Raw genomic sequence first — 20,136 nt, forward strand, 5'->3', positions numbered from 1 at the left:
ACGTGTCGAATCGACAGTGCTCGGGCCGAAGTTCCGATTTCGTCGCTTGGGCTTTTACGACAGGTAAAGAAGGGAACAGCTACTTTGAAACAGAATCGGACCGATAAACTCAAAAAATTGATTGCGCCCGGCGGCGCGTATCATTCCATACTGGCCAATCACCCGGACGGCATTATCGTGCTGAACGCTTCGGGCGAAGTTCTGGATGCCAATCCGGCTGTTTTACGTATGACGGGGTACGCGCCGGAGGAGCTTTCGGGTCTGATTCCGGGCGGAAATCGGGCTTTGCCCGACACGGCAGGCAAACTTGCAGACCTGTTTCGGCAGGCGATGGAAGGGCGAAGCGGCGGCATGGAAATTGCGGCCCCGCACCGGAACGGAAGTCTGCTGCGCCTCGATCTGACATTCGTGCCGCTCGAATATCTCGCGGGCCGTTTCGGCGTCTATATCATCTGCCGCGACGTCACGACCGAACGCATGATGGAACAGGAGCTTCAGGAAGCCGCCGTGCGCTCCGTGCAGGTCGAGAAGATGGCCAAAGTCGCTTTTTGGGATCTGGATATCGCGCTCGGTCGGGTGACCTTCTCCTCTACTTTTTACGAATTGTTCGATATGCATCCCAAACAGGCGACGCTGCGGATCGAGCAGCTGCTCGATCGGGTCGTTCCCGAAGATCGGGTGCGGGTAGCCGAGGCTGTACAAAAAGCGATAGACGACGGCGAAGCCTACGAAACGTCCTACACCGTTCTCGACCGAAAGGAGCGGAAGCGTCACTGCCGTTCCACGGGCAAACGGGTACAGGATCCGCACACCGGCACGGATCATGTAATCGGGACGGTGCAGGATGTGACGGCGCAGGCGGAAATGGAAAACCAGTTTCAGCAAAACGAGCGGGCTTTCCGTTTGATCGCCGAAAACTCGCTCGATCTGATTACCCGGCAGTCCACGAACGGCGAAGCGACTTTCCTGTACGTTTCGCCTTCCTGCGAGAGATTGTTCGGCTACACGCCGGAACAGCTTGAAGGTCGGAGCGCGTTCGATTTCTGCCATCCGGAAGATATTCCCGCCGTTGGCGCTTACATGCGCGAGGTGGCGGAAACGGGCAGCGGCGGCGTTCTGAACTTTCGCTTCCAAGCGGCCGACGGGCGTTACGTATGGCTGGAAAGCACGTCGGGATTCGGTGAAAGCGAAGGAATACAGACACCGGGAGAAGTCATCAGCGTATCGCGCGACATTACGGAACGCAAAGAAGCGGAGCGAGAACTCAAGGAAAGCGAGCAGCGGTATAAATCGTTGTTCGAATACAATCCGTCCGGCGTGTACTCGCTCGATCTAAACGGGGTTTACACTTCCTGCAACGAGCGTATGGCCGAGCTCCTGGGCCTCAAACGCGAGGAGATCGTCGGGACGCCTTACCGGTCGGCTGTAGAGAATGTGAATCTGGAAAGGAGCAATCGTTATTTTCGCGCGGCCTGCTCCGGCGAGCCTCAGAATTACGAAGCGGTATTTTTCCGGGAAAGCGGCGAAAAAGTCGAAATCAGCGTAATTAATATTCCGATCTTCGTTGACGGCGAAGTCGTCGGAGTCTACGGAATCGCCAGTGATATCACCGAGCGCAAACGGTATATCGCGCGGATCGAACAGCTCGGCTACGAGTACACGCTGATTCTGAATTCGGTTTCGGAAGGTATTTTCGGGATCGGCAACGACGGCCGCGCCATGTTTACCAATCCTTCCGCGCTGTCGATGCTCGGCTTCGCGCAGGATGAATTCATCGGGCACGACAATCACGCTTTGCTCGGACATGCGGGAATCGGCGGCGTTCCTTATACGATCGAAGAATGCCCGATTTGCAGCACGCTGACGGACAGCCGGACTCGAACGGTGAAAGAAGACGTATTCTGGAAAAAGGACGGATCGAGCTGCCTGGTCGAGTATACGGTCAACCCGATCGTCGACAAAGGCGAGATTCGGGGAGCCGTCGTCGTGTTCCGCGATATTACGAACGAACGCGAAGTGCTGCGGCAAAAAGAACAGGCCGAACAAACGGCTTCGGCCAAGTCGGACTTCCTGGCGATGATGAGCCACGAGATTCGTACGCCGATGAACGGCGTGCTGGGCATGACCGATCTGCTGCTGGATACCGATCTTTCGCAGACCCAGCGCGAATACGCCGGCATTATCAGCCGCAGCGGACATTCCCTGATGCGCATCCTGAACGACGTGCTCGATTTCAGCAAGATCGATGCCGGCAGGCTGTCGTTGGAGCCGGAACGCTTCGCGCTGATGCCGCTGGTATCGGAAGCGGCGGAACTGTTTATGCCCAGAGCCGCGGAGAAAGGCGTCAAGCTGAACTGGCGCATCGCTCCGGACGTGCCGGAGGAGATCGTAACCGATTCGGGCCGGCTGCGCCAGGTGCTGACCAATCTGATCGGCAACGCGGTGAAGTTCACGGAAGAAGGAGAGATCGAAGTCCGCGTCGAACGGCTCGAAGACGAGTCGCAAACGGATACGGTGCTCGAATTCCGCGTTCAGGATACCGGCGTGGGTATTCCGGCCGAGAATCTGAACCGGCTGTTCCAGTCGTTCTCGCAGCTGCATCCGGCGCTCAACCGCAAATACGGCGGAACCGGCCTCGGGTTGTCGATCTGCAAACGGCTGGTGGAATTGATGGGCGGCTCGATCCGGGCGGAAAGCCGGGAAAACGAAGGCTCCGTTTTCCGGTTCACGCTTCCTTGCGGCATCCTGCGCGAAGGGGACGGAACCGCGCTTCATGCGGGGGCGAGAATCCCGGCGACTTCGTCGGGAGAACCGATACAAAACGCCGAAACGCAGGACCTGCAGGTGCTGATCGCCGAAGACCATCCGGTCAACCGCCGTCTGCTGACGGAACTGCTGGAGAAATCCGGCTGCCGGGTCGACACTGCCGTCAACGGCATCGAAGCTTTCGCGGCCGCCGTGAAAAAGTCTTACGATATCGTCTTCATGGATATCCAGATGCCGCAGATGGACGGCTTGACGGCGGCACGCCTGATTCGCCAGATGATTCCGGCGGAAACCCGCCCTTACCTGGTCGCGGTTACCGCGCTCGTGCGTCCCGGCTTCGAAGAAGAATGCCGGGAAAGCGGACTGCAGGACTACATCGCCAAGCCGATTTCCGAAGCGGAAGTGCGCCGGATCCTGCTGGACCCGGACGGACGGCGCCGGGCGTTTATGGACGGCCGCCGGGAGCGGTAACGGCGCCGGCGGTTGAATCGAAAAGCGGAGCGTGCGCGCCTCAACGTGTCGAGAAAGTCTGATTTTGAGCAAAAGGAAAGAGCGGAGAGAGAAATTCAGTGAAGGAATGATAATGTTCGCCTTTGAAATCGGGAAGATTCCACTAAAATCTAATCTCTCTTCCTGATTTCAACACGCGACCTCAAGCCTTTCGAAGAAAGGCACGTCGGAAGCGTACGCTAACGAATTTTCTCCGCAGCCTTCATGGATGTTTTGCGAATGGGACTTTCTCGATAACCTGAGGCGGAGGATTATTTCCTCCGCCTTTTCGGCGCGCGATGCCAGCCGTAAACCTGGATATGCACAAAGATCTTGCTCAGCAGTTGGGCAAGAATATACAGCAGAATCAACACGACCACAAGCGGCCGGAACAAGATCCAGACCGCGATCCAGGTCAGCACCAGCTGCCACGGCTTAAAGCGCCGCAGGAACAGCGGCAGCGTGAAGATGCGGTAAAACCAGTAGTTTTTTTGCAGCGCCTGCATGTATTCCGTGCGCGTCTGCTCGTCGTCGGGATCGAGCCGGATCGCCTGCTCCATCATCGCTTTGGCGGCGCGGGCGTCGCCGCGGCGGTCCGCCGCCCAGCCGAGGTACAGAAAAGCCATCGAGTCTTCGGCTTCGAGCCGAAGCGCCGTGTCGGCAGCTTCCTTCGAGCGGGCGATCTCGTTCAGATTGGCGAGCACGTAACTGTACAGCGCGGCGTACAATCCGCGCTCCGGCTGGAGGTTCATCGCCTGCTCGATACTGGACAGCGCCCGGTCGAATTTGCCTTTCTTGTTATGCATATTGGCGAGCAGGTAATGCAGATGCGCCCTTTCCGGATCGATGCGAAGCCCTTCGGCCGCCGCCTGCTGCATATTGTCCCAATCCTGCGTCGAGTAATAGATCACCGCGCGCAGGAACCAGGCGTCGGCTTCGTCCGGATCGAGTTTCAGCGCCTGGTTGAGGCACTCGTGCGCTTTGTCGAAGTCGTTCAGGCCGAGATACGCCAGCGCCAGCGCGTTGTACGGTTCGGGCGTTTCCGGTTCTTCGCGCAGCCATTCGCCGGCTTCGGCCAGCGCGTCCTTGTAGCGGTTCCAGTCCAGCAGACGCTGGACCCGGTCGGCCCGCAGTCCCGCGGGCACCGGACCGGTCTGCGGCTCTTGCATATATTCGTCCATTGCAAGCCTCCTGGTCGGGATTCGGACAGGTTACCGAATCCGGTGCTTTTTGATATACTCCAGCACCTGGCCGTATTCGCCGTTCGTATCGCTGAACGTCGCGTAATTGCGCGCCGTGGCGAACCAGTCCAGCGTGGAGGCCTGGCGGCTTTTCAGCACGCGCCGGAAATCGGTTTCCGCCAGGGGCTGGATCTCGCCCGTTTCCATCGCGCGTTCCAGCGCCATCTCGGTCGCGTCGCGCACCAGCTGGTCCAGATCGGCGCCCGAGAACAGCGGCGTGCTCTCGGCCAGCTTGCGCACGTTCAAGCCCTGCGCCGGTTTGCCGGCCAGCTTCAGATCGAGGATCGTGCCGCGTTCTTCTTCCTCCGGAGGCGGAACGAACAGCAGATTGTTGAACCGGCCCGGGCGGCGCAGCGCGGAATCGAGATACCAGGGCGTGTTGGTGGCCCCGATGATAAAAACATTTTCGTTGAAGCTCGCCAGGCCGTCGAGTTCGATCAGCAGCTGGTTGACCAGCATGCGGTCGTGGTGCTGGCGCATGCCCTGCCGGCTGCCGCCGAGCGCGTCGAGTTCGTCGATAAACAATACGCAGGGCGCTTCGGCGCGGGCTTTTTCAAAAATATCGTGCAGATTGTGCTCGCTTCCGCCCACGTACATCGACAGGATCGCCTGGAGCTCCAGATGCAGAAAAGTAGCTTCGATCTCCCCGGCGACGGCGCGGGCCAGGAACGTTTTCCCGCAGCCCGGCGGCCCGTACAGCAGCAGCGATCCCCCGGCCTGCCGGCCGTACGCGGCGAACAGCTCCGGCTGCTTGAGCGGCATAATGAAGTTCATGCGGATCTTTTTCTTGATCTCTTCCATGCCGCCGACTTCGGCGAAGGTGACGGTCGGTTTCTCGCTTTCCACCAGGTCTTCGGCGTTTTTGTCGAATTGAATGACCTTGAGATTTTTGCGGCGCTGCTCTTTATCGTCGTCCATGGAATCTCCTTTCTTGCTGGCCTTTTTTTCTCATTATACCCATCGCGGCGGGCTTTCACCACAAACGCTCTCCGGCGCAAAACTTTCGGCCCGCAGCCCGCGTCTATATCGGAGGGGCCGGTAAACGGGAAAGGGAGAGTGGACGATGAAAACGCCGATAAGAAAAAAACTCGCAGTGTCCGCATTTCTGCTGGCGCTGCTGCTGATCGCCGGCGAGGCGGTGTTCGGCTTTGCTTCGTTTGCGCTGTTCCCGCCGAAGCTTCAAGGCGGAGCGGCTGCGCGGACGGAAGCGGGAGCGTCGGATCGGGCCGAAGTTTCCGTGGCTGCGGAGCGGGAAAGCGCGCCGCGTGAAACGGAACTGCCGCTGCTGCTGGAGATCGCCAACGGCAATCCGCTCCGGCAGATGCGCAATGTACGGGTAGAGATCCTGCCCGGCGAGCCGGGAACGGAATGGATTTACACGGACGAGGCGCAGCGGGTCGATATTCCGCGCGCATCCGCGGGATTCTACAGCTTTGCGGTGGAAATGCACAGGGAAAGGTATGAAAGTCTGCTTGCCGGCCGCGAAAAAGCGACTGCGCGCGTGAAATGGGGAGACGGATTGTATCGGGATTTTGATTTGCGGGAGCTGATGGGCGGCGGCAATGCTGCGGATATGCAGCATTTTTCCTCGCTGCAAGCTTTGAATTGAAAAATGCTGCGCAGGTGCATCATTTTCGGGCGACTTCGGCGGTTTAGCCGGAAAACGCGGAATATTGATGCACGTCCGCAGCATTTTCGGTTTTTCGGCCGATTTTTGCGCGAAATGATGCACATCCGCAGCATTCCTCGTAAGCCGGACATTGAGCGGGGCGAGGATTGAAGCGAAGGAGCGGAAGTCCGCAAAAGGTAAACGGCCTCTGGCGGGTAGACAGGACAAACCAAACAAGACGCGCAAAACCGAACATGCAAAAAAGATTCGGACAAAGAAAAGGCGATCCGCTGGACGGGATCGCCTTTTCTTGTGCATTTTTCATTCCGGCGCGAAGTCCGCGCGTCGCTTTTATCGCGCCGCAGAATGCGATCTTCCCTCGGTTGGAAACCAACCGAGGACTAGCGCATCGCTTTCAGCGCGCCGTCGGCCGCGTCCAGCGTCCGGTCGATATCTTCGTCGGTATGCGCCGTCGTCAGGAACCAGGCTTCGTACTTCGACGGGGCGAGGCAGACGCCGCGCTCCAGCATGCCGCGGAAGAACGCCGCGAACGCTTCGCCGTCGGTGTCCTGCGCTTCCTCGTAGTTCGTGACCGGGTGGTCGCAGAAATGCGTCGAGAACGAGCCGCGGATGCGGTTGATCGTCAGCGGCACGCCGCGGCGCTTGGCGGCTTCGGCGATACCGTCCGTCAGGCGAATCGCCAGACGGTTCATCTCGTCGTAGACGTCCGCGCCCTGGAGCACTTCCAGGCAGGCGATGCCCGCCGAGACGGAAGCCGGATTGCCGGCCATCGTGCCGGCCTGGTAAGCCGGTCCGAGCGGAGCGACCTGCTCCATGACATGCTTGCGGCCGCCGTAGGCGCCGATCGGCAGGCCGCCGCCGAGGATCTTGCCGAGCGCCGTCAGGTCCGGCGTAATGGCGTCGTGGTTGTCCAGACCGCTGTAGGTCTGCGCCGAACCGTAATGGAAGCGGAACGCGGTGATGACTTCGTCGTAGATCACCAGCGCGCCGTGGTCGTGGGCCAGCTTGCACAGGCCCTCGAGGAAGCCCTGCTGCGGCATGACCATGCCGAAGTTGCCGACGATCGGCTCGACCATGACGGCCGCGATCTGGCCTTCCCACTGGTTCAGGGCGTCTTCGAGCCCCTGCAGATCGTTGAACGGCACGGTGATGACTTCCTGCGCGATGCTGGCGGGAACGCCCGCGCTGTCCGGCGTGCCGAGCGTGGACGGGCCGGAGCCGGCCGCGACGAGCACCAGGTCCGAGTGGCCGTGGTAGCAGCCGGCGAACTTGATGATCTTCGAGCGGTTGGTATACGCGCGCGCGACGCGGATCGTCGACATGACGGCTTCGGTGCCGGAGTTGACGAAGCGGACTTTGTCGAGCGACGGAATCGCGTCTTTGAGCATCTTGGCGAGCTTGATCTCAAGCTCGGTCGGGGTGCCGTACAGCGTGCCGCTTTGCGCGGCGCGCACGATCGCTTCCGTGATATGCGGATGCGCGTGGCCGGTGATGATCGGGCCGTAAGCGGCCAGGTAGTCGATGTATTCGTTGCCGTCGACGTCCCAGAAACGGGAGCCCTGGCCCCGCTGCATGAAGACGGGCGCGCCTCCACCGACCGCTTTGAACGAGCGGGACGGGCTGTTGACGCCTCCGACGATATGTTCGAGCGCTTCGGCGTAGAGTCTTTCGGAATTTGGACGATTCATGGTTCACGATCCTTTCAGAATTATCGGGAAAGTTCTATTCGTAAAAGAAGCTTGTGGGCTGCGGGAGAAATTCGTTCCAGTCGCGTGTTGAAATTGAGAAATGGAATTGAATTTTAGCGGAATTTTCTCGATTTCAAAGGCGACCGCTATCAAGCATAGGCTTCCGAAGTGACTTTCTTCGAAAGTCTTGACTTCACTGAATTTCTCCCTCCGCTCGATCGCTTCGTCCCCAAAATCAAACCTTCTCAACACAATGAGCGCCCCGGAAAGGGCGCTCTTTAAGGGTAACGAATTTTGAGTCCCTCGTACAGGGACGATTTGGTTACGGTTCGCGGCTGCCGCCGAAACGAAGGGGTTCCGCGTTTCGCGCCCGCCGGGTTGGACGCCGGATTCAACGACGTTTACCCTTGTCCGCGCTCTGTCTTTCCTGCCGGCTTTCCTGCCGGCCGCCGCTTACTGGCTGTCGCCGGTCTCCGGGCTCTGCGCTTCGGTCTTCGGCGCCGAAGTATCCGGCTCCGGCACGCTGCCCGGCGCTTCTTCGCCCGGCGAAGTCCCGCCCGGAGTTTCTTCGCCGCCCGAGCCGTTCGGATCGGCGTCGGCCGGCGTTTGTTCTTCGGCGGGAGCGTTCAGCGTGTCCTGGATAAACTGTTTGAGCTTTTCTTCGCTGCTCACGGTCAGAACGGCCGCGCCGTCGATGGTGACTTCGCGCAGCAGCGGGTTCGGCGGGATCTGTTCGCTGCCGCCCATGCTGCTGTCGTAAGCGACGGTGGCGAGTTTCCACATATCGCCGACGCTCATGTTCGTATCGATATACGGGCTGACCTGCTCCAGGATATTCGGCAGGTTCATGATCGAAGTCGAAGTCTTCAATTTGTCGGCGATCGCCTGCAGGAATTCGCGCTGGCGGCCGGTACGGGTAAAGTCGGACAAACGGTCGTGCCGGAAGCGCACGTACTGGAGCGCCGTGGTGCCGTCGAGATGCTGCTGGCCTTCCTTGAGGTCGATATCGTACTGAGGTCCGTCGGCCGTAGTCAGGTATTTCATGTCTTTTTCCACATAAAAATCGACTCCGCCGACAGCGTCCACCAGCTTGATGAAGCCCTGGAAGTCGGTATACACATAATACTGGATCGGGATGCCGAGCAGATCGGACACGGTCTGCATGGCGACGTTCGGCCCGTGGGTGATCGCGGCGTTGATCCGCTGCTTGCCGTGGTCCGGAATATCGGTATAGGTATCGCGCATGATGGAGAACATGTTGATCGTTTTCTTGTCAGGGTCGATCGATGCGACGATCATGGAATCGGAACGGGGGATCTCGTCTTCTTCGCTGCCGCGGGAGTCCACGCCCATCAGCAGGATATTGACCGGTTCGCTGCCTTCCCATTTCGGCGGTTCGGGAACTTTGGCGGTTTCGGTGACGGGCAGACTGCGGAACGGCGAGCTTTCGCCGACTTTTTGCAGGCCCGAGACCTGATTGTACAGACTGGTAAAATAGTAGGCGGTGTACCCGGCCGCGGACGCCAGGAGGAGGGACAGAACCCAGATCAGGGTCCTTTTATGTCTTTTCGTCATTCGTTGTTCTTCCTTTCGCTGTGTCGGGAATGCGCGAGTCTATCGTTTGCCTTCGCTGCATCCCTACATTATAATTTTTTTCGGAGCATCAGGCAATTGCCTTCCGGCACGGATCTTTTTGGGGAATTCGGGGTAAATGTGGGTTGTACCGGGTTTGCACCGTATCGAGCGCAGAACATCTTAACGCTGAATACCCCCGAATTTTCACGCTGAACCGCATTGCAATGGCTTTTTACAAAAAAAACCAGCCGAGTTTATAAAGGTTGTTGCAGAGAGGAACGTCTATGAAAGCCATCGAAGTGGAGCATTTGAGCAAAATATTCAAAGTCCAGCAGAACCGGGGCGGCCTCAAAGGCGCGCTGCAGGATCTGTTCTCCAGACAGTACAACGAAGTGGCGGCGGTCGACGATATCTCGTTCTCGATCCCGCAGGGCGAGATCTGCGGCTACATCGGCGAGAACGGCGCGGGCAAATCGACGACGATCAAGATGCTGACCGGCATCCTCGTCCCGACGTCGGGCAGGCTGAACGTGGGCGGCTATGTGCCGCACGAGGAGCGCGAGAAGTTCGTCCGCAATATCGGCGTCGTGTTCGGCCAGCGCAGCCAGCTCTGGTGGGACATCGGCGTGATCGAATCGTTCGGCCTGCTGCGCAAAGTGTACGGCGTGCCGGAGCAGGATTATCGCAAAAGGCTCGACGAGCTGGTGCAGCGGTTGGATCTGGGCGAGCTGCTCAGCCGTCCCGTGCGCAAGCTCAGCCTCGGCCAGCGCATGAGATGCGAACTGGTCGCCGCGCTGCTGCACAATCCGTCGATCGTGTTTCTGGACGAGCCGACCATCGGTCTCGATATCATCGTCAAGACGGAGATCCGCGAATTTTTGAAAGACATGAACCGCCAGTACGGCACGACGATCCTGCTGACCACGCACGACCTGCAGGATATCGAAGCGCTGTGCTCGCGGGTCATTATGCTGGACGAAGGCCATGTTATCTACGACGGCGGTCTGGATACGCTCAAAACGCGCTGGGGACAGGGCACCCGCGTCACGTTCCGGTTCGGCGCGGCTTGTCCGCTCGACCGGCTGCGTTTGCTGACCGGAGGGCTGGACGTGAGCTGGACCGCCGACAACGAGCTGCACGCCGAAGTGCTGGTGCCGGGCGAAGTGAACGTGTCGGACGTGCTGGCGCGGGTCGTCGGACAGGCGGAGATCACCGATATCAAGATCACCGAAACGACGACCGACGAGATCGTACGCCAGATTTACCGGTCGGGTTCGGCGGGACTGCCGGAAGAAAGCGTGCGTGCGCCCCATGCTTAGCGCTTATACCGACTTTATCCGCATCCGTTTCCTGACCATGCTGGCGTACCGGGTGAACTATTATTCCGGCATCCTGATCTACATGCTCAACATCGGCGTCTACTACTTCACCTGGCAGGCGATCTACGGCGGCAAAGGCGAGATCGGCGGCTTCACCGCGTCCCAGATGACGACCTACGTCGCAGTGTCGTGGATGGCTCGCGCGTTTTATTTCAACAACCTGGACCGCGAGATCGCCACGGATATCCGGGACGGCTCGATCGCGATCCAGTTTATCCGCCCGTACAACTATTTGTTCGTCAAAATGATGCAGGGCTTCGGCGAAGGATTGTTCCGCTTCCTGCTGTTTATGATCCCCGGCATGGCGCTGGCGCTGCTGCTGTTTCCGGTAAAGCTGCCGAGCGACCCGGTGGCGTGGATCGGATTTCTGGTTATGCTGTTCTTCAGCTTCCTGATCAATTCGCAGCTTAACATCCTGACCGGCCTCGCGGCTTTCTTCGTGGAAAACAACGACGGGCTGATGCGCATGAAGCGCGTCGTGGTCGATCTGTTCTCCGGCCTCGTGATCCCGATCAGTTTGTTTCCCGGCTGGCTCAGCGGCATCATGCAGTGGCTGCCGTTTCAGGCGATCACGTATCTGCCGGGTTCGGTGTTTACGGGACGCACGAAGGGCACCGGGATTCTCGACGTATTCGGCATTCAGCTGCTGTGGTTCTTCGGCCTGCTGCTTCCGATTTATTTGATGTGGCGGGCGGCGCGCAAGCGGCTGTTCGTGCAGGGGGGCTGAGCCGTGTACTATATCGGACTGGTATTCGAATATCTCAAGAATTATATGAAAACGAGGCTGACTTACCGCGCGGACTTCTGGGTCGAGGTGATCTCGGACCTGATGACGCAGGCGACCAATCTCGTGTTCATCTTCGTCGTGTTCGGCCATACGGATTCGCTGGGCGGCTGGAGCGAGGCCGAAGTCATCTTCGTGTACGGATTCTTTATGGTGCCGTACGGGCTGTTCAGCTGTTTCGTCAATCTGTGGAATTTCGGCGACCGCTATATTGTAAAAGGCGAGATGGATAGAATCCTGACGCGTCCCGCCTACAATTTGTTTCAGATCTTCCTGGAAAATGTCGATCCGCCGTCCCTGATCGGCTCGCTGATCGGCGTGGTCATCATGATCGCCAGCGGCGGACAGCTCGGGCTGGAGTTCATGTGGTGGCATATTCCGGTCATGCTGCTGTTCTCGGTCAGCGCCATGCTGATCTACAGCGGCGTGTATATCACGCTGACGTCGGTCTCGTTCTATTCCGATTCGCCGACGGGCATCATCCCGCTGCTGTACAACATCCAGAACTACGGCCGCTATCCCGTGACGATCTACAACCGCTTTATCCAGGTGCTGCTGACGTGGATTCTGCCGTTCGCCTTTGTCGGCGTTTATCCGGCTTCGCTGTTTCTCGGGCGGACGGAAATGTTCCACATGGCGTGGCTGACTCCGGTGATGGGGGGTGTTTTTTTGGCGATTGGGGTGGTGAGCTGGAATATTGGGGTGAAACGGTACAGGGGGGCGGGTTCGTAAAGGGAGCCTGGGATGGACTGGGAGACGCTCCGGGGGAAAGGGCCTTACGATCGCTGTCTCCATTCCATTTCTTTGATTATATTTTTAATAGGGGTGAAATGGCCTGTCAAAGGCGAACGCTCCGCTTCTCCAGGCTCCTTTCCCCCTCCGCTCCATTCCTGCTCACAGTGGGGGAGGGCGGGGGAAGTACCGGCACGCTGCGCTTGTGCCGGCTTTGACGGTCTAAAGATGAACGGACACCGGCGGTTCCGCGAAGCGGAACCTCGGTGTGGGAGGCGCTGTGTACCTGTTCGCGAAACCGGAGTCCCAATCCCAGTTCTAGTCCCAATCCCAATAAATTTGTACCAACAGGCTATTTCCCCCGCGCCGGTTCCGGCAGCGGAACGCCGGCGCACGCAGTTCAAGAGCCGGCTGAATACGGCGGCTCGGGTCCTCGCCGGAGAGCGAGTTTTGATTTGCGAAATGTTTTTTGCGCGCCGCAGCAAGCGGAGGAGAAAGGGAGCCTGGAGAAACGAAGTGGTCGCCTTTGAGGTTTGATTTCACCTCTGTTAAAATATAATCGAAGAAATCAAACCGAGACAGCGATCGTAAGGCCCCTTTCTCCGGAGCGGCCACCCAGCACAACCCCCACATTCCCACTCAAAAGGAGCGATTTTTATGGTAACGGTCGGACAAAAAGTCCCCGAGTTCAGCCTGCCGGCTGTCGGGGGAGAAGAAATCAAGCTCAGCGATTATCTGGGCAAGAAGCTCGTGATCTACTTCTATCCGAAAGACATGACGCCGGGCTGCACGCAGCAGGCCTGCGATTTCCGCGATTCGGAAAGCTATTTCACCACCCGCAACGCCGCAGTGATCGGCATTAGCGCGGACGATGTGCAGTCGCACGAGAAATTCGGCGCCAAATACGATCTGCCGTTTCCGCTGCTGTCCGATACCGAGCATAAAGTCAGCGAATCGTTCGGCGTCTGGCAGCTCAAAAAGAACTTCGGCAAAGAGTACGAAGGCATTGTGCGTTCGACTTTCCTGCTCGACGAAGAAGGAAAGCTTGTGCGCGAATGGCGCAAAGTCAAAGTCGAAGGCCATGTCGACGAAGTGCTTCAAGCCGTCGGCTCTTAAGCCGATTCATCGATTCAACCGCCTTCCTGCCGGGAAAGCGGTCTTTTTATTGAAGATTTTCCGACAATTGACACAAAAACGTAAAAAACATTTGAGAAAAATCGGAAAAAAGTTTAAATTTATGAGGTATATGAAAAGTGTTGTTGAGTTATGAAAAATCAAGTAGGAAACGGAGGGAATTAATAGGATGTATTCGTATTCGGCCGTTTAGTGACGCGCCGATACGAATCCAAGCGACGGTTCGCTCGATGAGCGGCCGCGCGTGCGGACAAGTTTGACCGGCCGGCGGCCGTGCCGGCAGGGGGGCCGATTCGGGCTCGGTCGAATAAGGAAGTCCGAACGATTTTTGGGGGAAAGAAGGGTACTGAAATGCAAACTATTCCAGCATGGGTGAAGGTGGATCATAATTCGTATAACGCGAAGCTGCGGGGAATTTACAAAAACGTTAGAGAGAACGAGATTTCCGCAGCCTGCGAACAGGCCAAACGCCTTTATATGGATCTGCTGATGGAGATGGAAATGCGGGGCATTCAGACATCGGAGAAGCCGGAAACGGCGGCAAACAGTCCTCGACCGGAGACAGAAACGGCAAACGCACGGGCATAACATCAAAAATAAGGCGGCGTACGAATCCGGGAGTGTTCGGACGGCAGCGATTTTGCATCATTTGAACAGGAACGAATATAAGCTCGACCAAAAGCCGGCAGTGGGGACTGCCGGCTTTTTCGCGATGCGCGATGGACGGGGGATTACGGCTTGGGCCGAGACTTGAGCACGATCTTGGACGGGAAGCGGCCCGGAGCGAGCCGGACGATGCGGGCGTGCTTGAGCCGGCTGCGGCGGAAAGCGCGGATGCGCTGCCGGCGGCGCTTGGCCGCGGCTCTGCGCCGCCGCCCGCCCGCCAGATAGCGCGGAAAAGCCGCCAGGATCGCAGCCGTCCATACGCGGTATTTGAAGATCAGGAACAAACACAGCGCCAGGAACGCGACCGATACGATCCAGACGGCGTAATGCTCGGCCAGTTCGAACGCGATCGACCACTGCGGCCCGAAGATTTTGCCGAGGCCGAGGAACAGCAGCGTCCATAGAAAAGCGCCGGAGAACGCATAGGCCGCGAATTTTTTGAAGGAAATATCCATGATGCCCGCCAGGTAGCCGGTGAAGTGCCGGACTCCCGGGATGAAGTAGCCGAAGAACATAAGGCCGGGACCGTACTTATCGAAGAAAGCCTGCGTTTTGACAAGCTTGCTTTCTTTGAAGAGCCAGCCGCCGAAGCGCCGCAGGAAAGGCAGGCCCGCCTTTTTGCCGATGAAGTACGTAATCGCCATGCCCGTCGTGGTGCCGAGAAAAGCGAGCAGCAGCAGGACGTCGAATCGAAGCATGTCTTTATAGGAAAGATAACCGGCGTACGCCATCGTCGTTTCTCCGGGAAAAGGCAGCGCGATGCATTCGAGCAGCAGACCGAGAAACAGGACGAGGTAGCCGTAATTGGCGAACAGTTCCTGAACCATTCTGAATATTTCCATGGGACTTCGAGCTCCTTTTGCGGATTGGGCGTTTTCACCCGCCGCGCCGAGCGCGCCGACGGGTTGGGATGGCTTGCCGGGATTGTGCTTTTGTATTGATTTTACGCCAGACCGTCCCTAAAAATCCAACTTCTGTTCCCGCCGTCTTCCGCACGCGGACGAGGGAACGCGCAAACTCCCTTTTTTTCTTGCGGTATATATGGGGCATCGGTATAATAGCGACAGGAATTAAGGGAGGCGTGACATGAATAAACCGAACGAACTGATCGTTGTACTCGACTTTGGGGGACAATATAACCAATTAATCGCCAGAAGAATTCGCGATCTGGGGGTATTCAGCGAGCTAATGCCGTACAATACCCCGGTAGAACGCATTCGCGAGCTGAATCCGGCCGGGATCGTGTTCTCGGGCGGACCGCTCAGCGTATACGAAGAAGGAGCTCCGCACGTCGATCCGGCGATCTATGAACTCGGGCTGCCGATCTTCGGTATCTGCTACGGCATGCAGCTGATGGCGCAGCAGCTCGGCGGCAAGGTAGAGCGCGCCGGCAAACGCGAATACGGCAAAGCCGACGTCGACTTCCTGCACAACAGCATCCTGACCAAAGGCCTCGACAGCAAGCAAACGGTCTGGATGAGCCACGGCGACCACGTCGTAACGCTGCCGGAAGGCTTCGTGCTCGAAGCCGGAACGGAATCGGCGCCGATCGCGGCGATGAGCCATCCGACGCGCAACCTGCACGCCGTGCAGTTCCACCCGGAAGTGCGCCACTCCGTTTACGGCAACGAAATGATCAAGAACTTCCTGTACGAAGTGTGCAAATGCAGCGGCGACTGGACGATGGAATCGTTCGTCGAGCAGTCCATTCAAGAAATCCGCGAACAAGTCGGCGACAAGAAAGTGCTGTGCGCGCTGAGCGGCGGCGTCGATTCGTCCGTCGTGGCGATGCTCATCCACAAAGCGATCGGCGATCAGCTGACCTGCATGTTTATCGACCACGGTCTGCTGCGCAAAGGCGAAGCGGAAAGCGTCATGGAGACATTCGTCGGCAAGTTCGATATCCACGTGGTCAAGATCGACGCACAGGAGCGTTTCCTGGGCAAGCTGGCCGGCGTCGACGATCCGGAGCAGAAGCGCAAGATCATCGGCAACGAGTTTATCTACTGCTTCGACGAAGAATCGGCCAAGCTCGGCGATTTCGCTTTCCTGGCGCAGGGTACGCTGTACACGGACATCGTGGAAAGCGGCACGGCGACGGCGCAGACGATCAAGTCGCACCATAACGTCGGCGGCCTGCCGGAAGATATGAAATTCAGCCTGATCGAACCGCTGAACACCCTGTTCAAAGACGAAGTGCGCAAAGTCGGCGAAGAACTGGGCCTGCCGCATGCCATCGTCTGGCGCCAGCCTTTCCCGGGGCCGGGTCTGGCGATCCGCGTGCTCGGCGAAGTGACGGAAGAGAAGCTGACGATCGTCCGCGACTCCGACCTGATCCTGCGCGAAGAGATCGCCAAAGCCGGTCTCGAAAGCGAGATCTGGCAGTACTTCACGGCGCTGCCGAACATGAAAAGCGTCGGCGTCATGGGCGACGCGCGCACCTATTCGTACACCGTCGGCATCCGCGCGGTAACGTCGATCGACGGCATGACCGCCGACTGGGCCCGCATCCCGTGGGACGTGCTGGAGAAGATCTCGGTCCGCATCGTCAACGAAGTGGATAACGTCAACCGCATCGTGTACGACGTGACGTCGAAGCCGCCGGCTACGATCGAGTGGGAATAGGCTGAACCCCGGCCGTTTTTCTTTTTAAATATTTTCGCAAGATCTCGACACTCTCTTTTACACGCTTTCCCGGCGGCTGAAGAGAGTGTTTTTCGAATGCGCGTTTTGAATATTTTTCGGGGTATGGCGATCGGAGATAGATGGGTTTATAATGATCGCAATACGAACGATGCCGGAAGCTGGAATCTTGATGAGCGGAAAAATTTATCGAAAAAAGGAAGGTGGTCGACGATGTCCGAAACGTTTTACGAGCAGCCGATGCAGCGTCTTCTCAACGATACGAGCGGCCGGGAACCGAGAACGCTGATCCGCGTATTTGTCGGTCCGGGGCGGCTGGAGGAAACGATTGATTATTACGAACAGCTTCAACAGGTAGCCCGGGACGCTTTTTTTCCGTATCCGGAAGCCGGGTTGTATCTGGCGATGGTCGGCTCTTTCCTGATTATCGAAGGGTCGGACGAACAGCTTGCGCCGTACCGCCAAACGACGGGCACGCTGCTGGTCGACGACGTCCAGCCTTACTACGACAGGCTTCTCGCGGACGGCGCGGAGATCGTCGGGGCGATCCGGGACGTGCCGACCGGACGCGGCTTCACCGCCCGTCACCGCGACGGAACCGTGGTCGAGTATGTGCACCATCGGCCGGACCCGCAGGGACGGTGACCGCCCGGACGAATCGAGGGACGACAGAGGCATAAATAAAGCGAACTCCCGGTTCTCCCCGCGAAAAAAACGGCGGGAAGCCGGGAGTTCTGCCAAATGAGCGGACGGATATAAGCGGGCGGAAAGCGCCGGAGATAGTAGGGGGCGCTAAAGTTCGGCCGCGGCGCGCCCGGGCCGCGTGCTCAAGCGCGCAGGTAAGTCGTAAGATCGGTAATAAATTCGTACACGAAATAAGCGGCGAAGCCGATCAGCAGCAGGCCGGCGGCGACGGATACCCATTTGATCGCGGTCCGGTTCAGCACTCTGCGGCTTAGGGACACGATCGACAGCAGTCCGAGATCGTGCAGCAGAATTCCGCTCAGCACGCCCGCCGCGGCCAGCGCGAACGCCGCCGGATTCGAATCGTGGTAAGAATCGGATAGAACCGTGCCGAATACGGATACCCAGAAGATCAGATTGCCGGGCGATACCGCGACCAGCAGGCCGTTGCGGTACGTGCGGGCCAGCGATTTCTGCGTTTTCTCGTCGGCGGGCGTGATATCGTGGTCCGCGTGCCGGATCGAGTCGTATCCCAGATACGCGAGGAATCCGGCTCCGATCAGCCAGAGCGGCATCTGGACAAAAGGCAGGGAGAGGAACGTCGCGAACCCTGCGTACATCGCGAGGATCAGCAGGCCGTCGATGGTCATTCCGCCCAATCCGACGGCCCATCCGTGCAGAAAGCCGTTTTTTAGACCTTGCTTGGTCATTTCGACCGTGATTGCGCCTACGGGCAGCGCGATCGCCAGCCCGAGCAGAAAATATTTCAGATACAGCTCCATGAATGTTCCTTTCCGAAGCGGCGCCTTCTTTCAGCTTACAAGTACCTCTCATATCTTCATTTTAAACGATTCGATGAAATAAGAAATAACTAAAAAATGGAAATGGTCAACAGAGGAGGATGCGCTAACGTGGAAATGGAAGAGATCGAAGAACTATTGACGGAGACATATGCAGCGGGGAAAGAAGACGGCGTACAGCCGGAACCCGAAGACCGCCTGGCCGCGTTCGAAGAAAGCCGCAGCATCCGCCTGCCCGGCGAATACCGGGAGCTGCTGGCGCGTTTCGGTCCGCTGCGTTTTGCCGAGCCGACGATACACGGATTGAAGGAGCAGGAATGGGCGTACCCGCCAGGCATGGAGCTAATCGCGGACTATCGCAGTCAGGGCGCCCTCGAGCCGGATCTCCAGCTATTCCCTATCGGGGGCTTCGGCGACGGTGACCTGCTGGTGCTTCAGCCGGGCGGCGCCGTATACCGGCTTTATCATGACGGATACGACGATTCACCGCTGGAAAAGATCGTCGACGATATGCCGACGATGCTGGGCGAACTGTCGAAATTCATGCTGGATGTGTATCGGGCCATGAAAGAACAAAATAAAGTATAAAATTAAAAATAAATAAGGTTCACTTCGTAACCGGGGTTCTGTATAATCTGGAATCAGATTAGGGCGTATACGTCCTGGAAGAGGGGCTGAACAGATACATTATTATGGATAATCGTACAAGCAAAAATCGTCAGTGGAGCGTGATCGGCCTCGCTTTACTGCTGGGCGTATTTTCGACGTTGGGACCGTTCACGATCGATATGTATTTGCCCGCGTTCCCCAGGATCGCAGCGGATTTCAACGCGAACGCGTCTTTGGTTCAATTCAGTTTAACGGCTTGTTTGCTCGGACTCGGGATCGGTCAGCTTGTCGTGGGGCCTTTAAGCGACGCTTACGGCAGACGCCGGCCTTTGCTGATCGCCATGATCGGGTACGTCGTTTTTTCGTTGGCCTGCGCGTATTCGCCCAATATCGGCATGCTGATCTTTTTCCGCTTCGCTCAGGGTTTTGCGGCTTCCGCGGGAATCGTGATTTCGCGCGCGATCGCACGCGACCTGTACAGCGGGCATGAACTGACCCGATTTTTCTCCCTTCTGCTGCTTGTAAGCAACCTGGGGCCTTTGGCCGCTCCGATTGCCGGAAGCGGGGTGCTGACCTTTACGGCATGGCCGGGCGTATTTGTTTCCCTCGCGATTCTGGGCGTGTTCCTCTACCTGATGACGCAGCTTCGTTTAAAAGAAACCCATCCTCTCGAGCAGCGGGTATCGCCGAATTTCAAGTCCCAGCTCCGCAGTTACGGTTTGATGCTGCGCAATCGGAAGTTCGTCGGCTATATGCTGGCGCAGGGGATTCTGACTGGAGGCGTATTCGCGTACGTGGCAGCCACGCCTTTTATTTATCAAAATATTTACGGCGTTTCGCCCGCGATGTTCTCCGTATTGTTTGCATCCAACGGGATCAGCTTGATTATCGGTTCTCAAATTGTCGGGCGGATCTCGCATCGTGTCCCGGAGCAGAAGCTTATGGTAATCGGCTTATGGATGGCTGTACTGTCAAGCATCGTCGTGGTGGGAGTTACGATTGTCGAAGGACCGCTGTTTGCTTTGGTCGTTCCTTTATTTGTCTTCGTGTGTTCGATCAGTATCACCTCCACGGCGGCTTTCCCGCTCGCCATGGAGAGCCAGTCCAAAAATGCCGGGAGCGCGGCGGCGCTGCTCGGTCTTGTGCCCTTTGTGCTCGGAGGACTGGTCGCGCCTATGGTCGGGATTGCAGGCGAGGACACGGCCGTTCCTCTTGGCCTTACTTTGATGGTGACGAGCCTTATTGCGCTTTTGACTTACTTTATGCTGGTGAGAAAAGCCGAACAGGCGCAGCGTTAAGCTAGGGCGTGTCTCAAA

The 20,136-nt window shown here is 57.9% G+C and carries 18 protein-coding genes; 11 read left to right on the forward strand and 7 right to left on the reverse strand.

Going from position 1 to position 20,136, the window contains the following annotated elements:
- Positions 1 to 84 precede the first annotated feature (84 nt).
- Complete coding sequence (locus tag QWJ34_RS23085) at positions 85 to 3,237, forward strand: PAS domain S-box protein (protein WP_302731460.1); 3,153 nt, start codon at positions 85 to 87, stop codon at positions 3,235 to 3,237.
- Between the two features lie 290 nt (positions 3,238 to 3,527).
- Here the strand turns inward: QWJ34_RS23085 and QWJ34_RS23090 are convergent, their stop codons facing one another.
- Together QWJ34_RS23090 and QWJ34_RS23095 are read right to left on the reverse strand one after the other, a co-directional pair.
- Positions 3,528 to 4,436, reverse strand: a complete 909-nt coding sequence (locus QWJ34_RS23090) for a tetratricopeptide repeat protein (RefSeq protein WP_302731461.1) — start codon at positions 4,434 to 4,436, stop codon at positions 3,528 to 3,530.
- A gap of 30 nt (positions 4,437 to 4,466) precedes the next feature.
- Complete coding sequence (locus tag QWJ34_RS23095) at positions 4,467 to 5,414, reverse strand: ATP-binding protein (RefSeq protein ID WP_302731462.1); 948 nt, start codon at positions 5,412 to 5,414, stop codon at positions 4,467 to 4,469.
- Between the two features lie 145 nt (positions 5,415 to 5,559).
- On the opposite strand from QWJ34_RS23095, the gene QWJ34_RS23100 reads away from it, so the two are divergent.
- On the forward strand, positions 5,560 to 6,105 hold the full coding sequence (locus tag QWJ34_RS23100) for a hypothetical protein (RefSeq protein WP_302731463.1): 546 nt from the start codon (positions 5,560 to 5,562) through the stop codon (positions 6,103 to 6,105).
- Between the two features lie 401 nt (positions 6,106 to 6,506).
- Here the strand turns inward: QWJ34_RS23100 and QWJ34_RS23105 are convergent, their stop codons facing one another.
- Both QWJ34_RS23105 and QWJ34_RS23110 read right to left on the reverse strand, forming a co-directional pair.
- Positions 6,507 to 7,814 (reverse strand): glutamate-1-semialdehyde 2,1-aminomutase, encoded by a 1,308-nt coding sequence (locus QWJ34_RS23105; protein WP_302731464.1) that lies wholly within the window; start codon positions 7,812 to 7,814, stop codon positions 6,507 to 6,509.
- A gap of 453 nt (positions 7,815 to 8,267) precedes the next feature.
- Positions 8,268 to 9,389, reverse strand: coding sequence for an LCP family protein (locus QWJ34_RS23110; protein WP_302731465.1), 1,122 nt, complete (start codon positions 9,387 to 9,389; stop codon positions 8,268 to 8,270).
- A 284-nt stretch (positions 9,390 to 9,673) separates the two neighbouring features.
- Here QWJ34_RS23110 and QWJ34_RS23115 point away from each other — a divergent pair, with 284 nt between their 5' ends.
- Genes QWJ34_RS23115 through QWJ34_RS23125 form a run of 3 tightly spaced genes read left to right on the forward strand, consistent with a single transcriptional unit; the run spans position 9,674 to position 12,284 of the window.
- Positions 9,674 to 10,708, forward strand: coding sequence for an ABC transporter ATP-binding protein (locus tag QWJ34_RS23115; RefSeq protein ID WP_302731466.1), 1,035 nt, complete (start codon positions 9,674 to 9,676; stop codon positions 10,706 to 10,708).
- Positions 10,701 to 11,495 carry an ABC transporter permease gene (locus QWJ34_RS23120; RefSeq protein ID WP_302731486.1) on the forward strand — a complete coding sequence of 265 codons (795 nt, stop codon included), beginning with the start codon at positions 10,701 to 10,703 and terminating at the stop codon, positions 11,493 to 11,495. Before QWJ34_RS23115 ends, QWJ34_RS23120 begins: the two co-directional genes overlap by 8 nt.
- 3 nt (positions 11,496 to 11,498) lie before the next feature.
- Entirely contained in the window at positions 11,499 to 12,284 is a 786-nt protein-coding gene (locus QWJ34_RS23125; RefSeq protein WP_302731467.1) for an ABC transporter permease, read from the forward strand.
- Between the two features lie 318 nt (positions 12,285 to 12,602).
- On the opposite strand, the gene QWJ34_RS23130 is transcribed toward QWJ34_RS23125, so the two are convergent.
- The gene (locus QWJ34_RS23130) at positions 12,603 to 12,899 is read right to left on the reverse strand and encodes a hypothetical protein (RefSeq protein WP_302731468.1); all 297 of its coding nucleotides are present in this window, start codon (positions 12,897 to 12,899) and stop codon (positions 12,603 to 12,605) included.
- A 42-nt stretch (positions 12,900 to 12,941) separates the two neighbouring features.
- On the opposite strand from QWJ34_RS23130, the gene bcp reads away from it, so the two are divergent.
- On the forward strand, positions 12,942 to 13,400 hold the full coding sequence (gene bcp / locus QWJ34_RS23135; RefSeq protein ID WP_302731469.1) for a thioredoxin-dependent thiol peroxidase: 459 nt from the start codon (positions 12,942 to 12,944) through the stop codon (positions 13,398 to 13,400).
- Positions 13,401 to 13,769: 369 nt separating this feature from the next.
- Entirely contained in the window at positions 13,770 to 14,006 is a 237-nt protein-coding gene (locus QWJ34_RS23140) for a hypothetical protein (protein ID WP_302731470.1), read from the forward strand.
- 143 nt (positions 14,007 to 14,149) lie between these two features.
- Here QWJ34_RS23140 and QWJ34_RS23145 read toward each other — a convergent pair whose 3' ends face one another.
- The gene (locus QWJ34_RS23145; protein ID WP_302731471.1) at positions 14,150 to 14,926 is read right to left on the reverse strand and encodes a DedA family protein; all 777 of its coding nucleotides are present in this window, start codon (positions 14,924 to 14,926) and stop codon (positions 14,150 to 14,152) included.
- Positions 14,927 to 15,170: 244 nt separating this feature from the next.
- Between QWJ34_RS23145 and guaA the strand changes: the two genes are divergently transcribed.
- On the forward strand, positions 15,171 to 16,709 hold the full coding sequence (gene guaA, locus QWJ34_RS23150) for a glutamine-hydrolyzing GMP synthase (RefSeq protein ID WP_302731472.1): 1,539 nt from the start codon (positions 15,171 to 15,173) through the stop codon (positions 16,707 to 16,709).
- 231 nt (positions 16,710 to 16,940) lie between these two features.
- Positions 16,941 to 17,372, forward strand: coding sequence for a VOC family protein (locus tag QWJ34_RS23155; protein WP_302731473.1), 432 nt, complete (start codon positions 16,941 to 16,943; stop codon positions 17,370 to 17,372).
- Positions 17,373 to 17,554: 182 nt separating this feature from the next.
- Here QWJ34_RS23155 and QWJ34_RS23160 read toward each other — a convergent pair whose 3' ends face one another.
- A complete protein-coding gene (locus QWJ34_RS23160) occupies positions 17,555 to 18,193 on the reverse strand; it encodes a LysE family translocator (protein WP_302731474.1) in 639 nt (212 codons plus the stop codon).
- Between the two features lie 135 nt (positions 18,194 to 18,328).
- Here QWJ34_RS23160 and QWJ34_RS23165 point away from each other — a divergent pair, with 135 nt between their 5' ends.
- Together QWJ34_RS23165 and QWJ34_RS23170 are read left to right on the forward strand one after the other, a co-directional pair.
- A complete protein-coding gene (locus QWJ34_RS23165; RefSeq protein WP_302731487.1) occupies positions 18,329 to 18,799 on the forward strand; it encodes an SMI1/KNR4 family protein in 471 nt (156 codons plus the stop codon).
- A gap of 104 nt (positions 18,800 to 18,903) precedes the next feature.
- Positions 18,904 to 20,118: a multidrug effflux MFS transporter gene (locus tag QWJ34_RS23170; RefSeq protein ID WP_302731475.1), complete on the forward strand. Its 1,215-nt coding sequence runs from the start codon at positions 18,904 to 18,906 to the stop codon at positions 20,116 to 20,118.
- Positions 20,119 to 20,136: the final 18 nt, after the last annotated feature.

Source organism: Saccharibacillus sp. CPCC 101409, assembly GCF_030518235.1.
Taxonomy (GTDB): domain Bacteria; phylum Bacillota; class Bacilli; order Paenibacillales; family Paenibacillaceae; genus Saccharibacillus.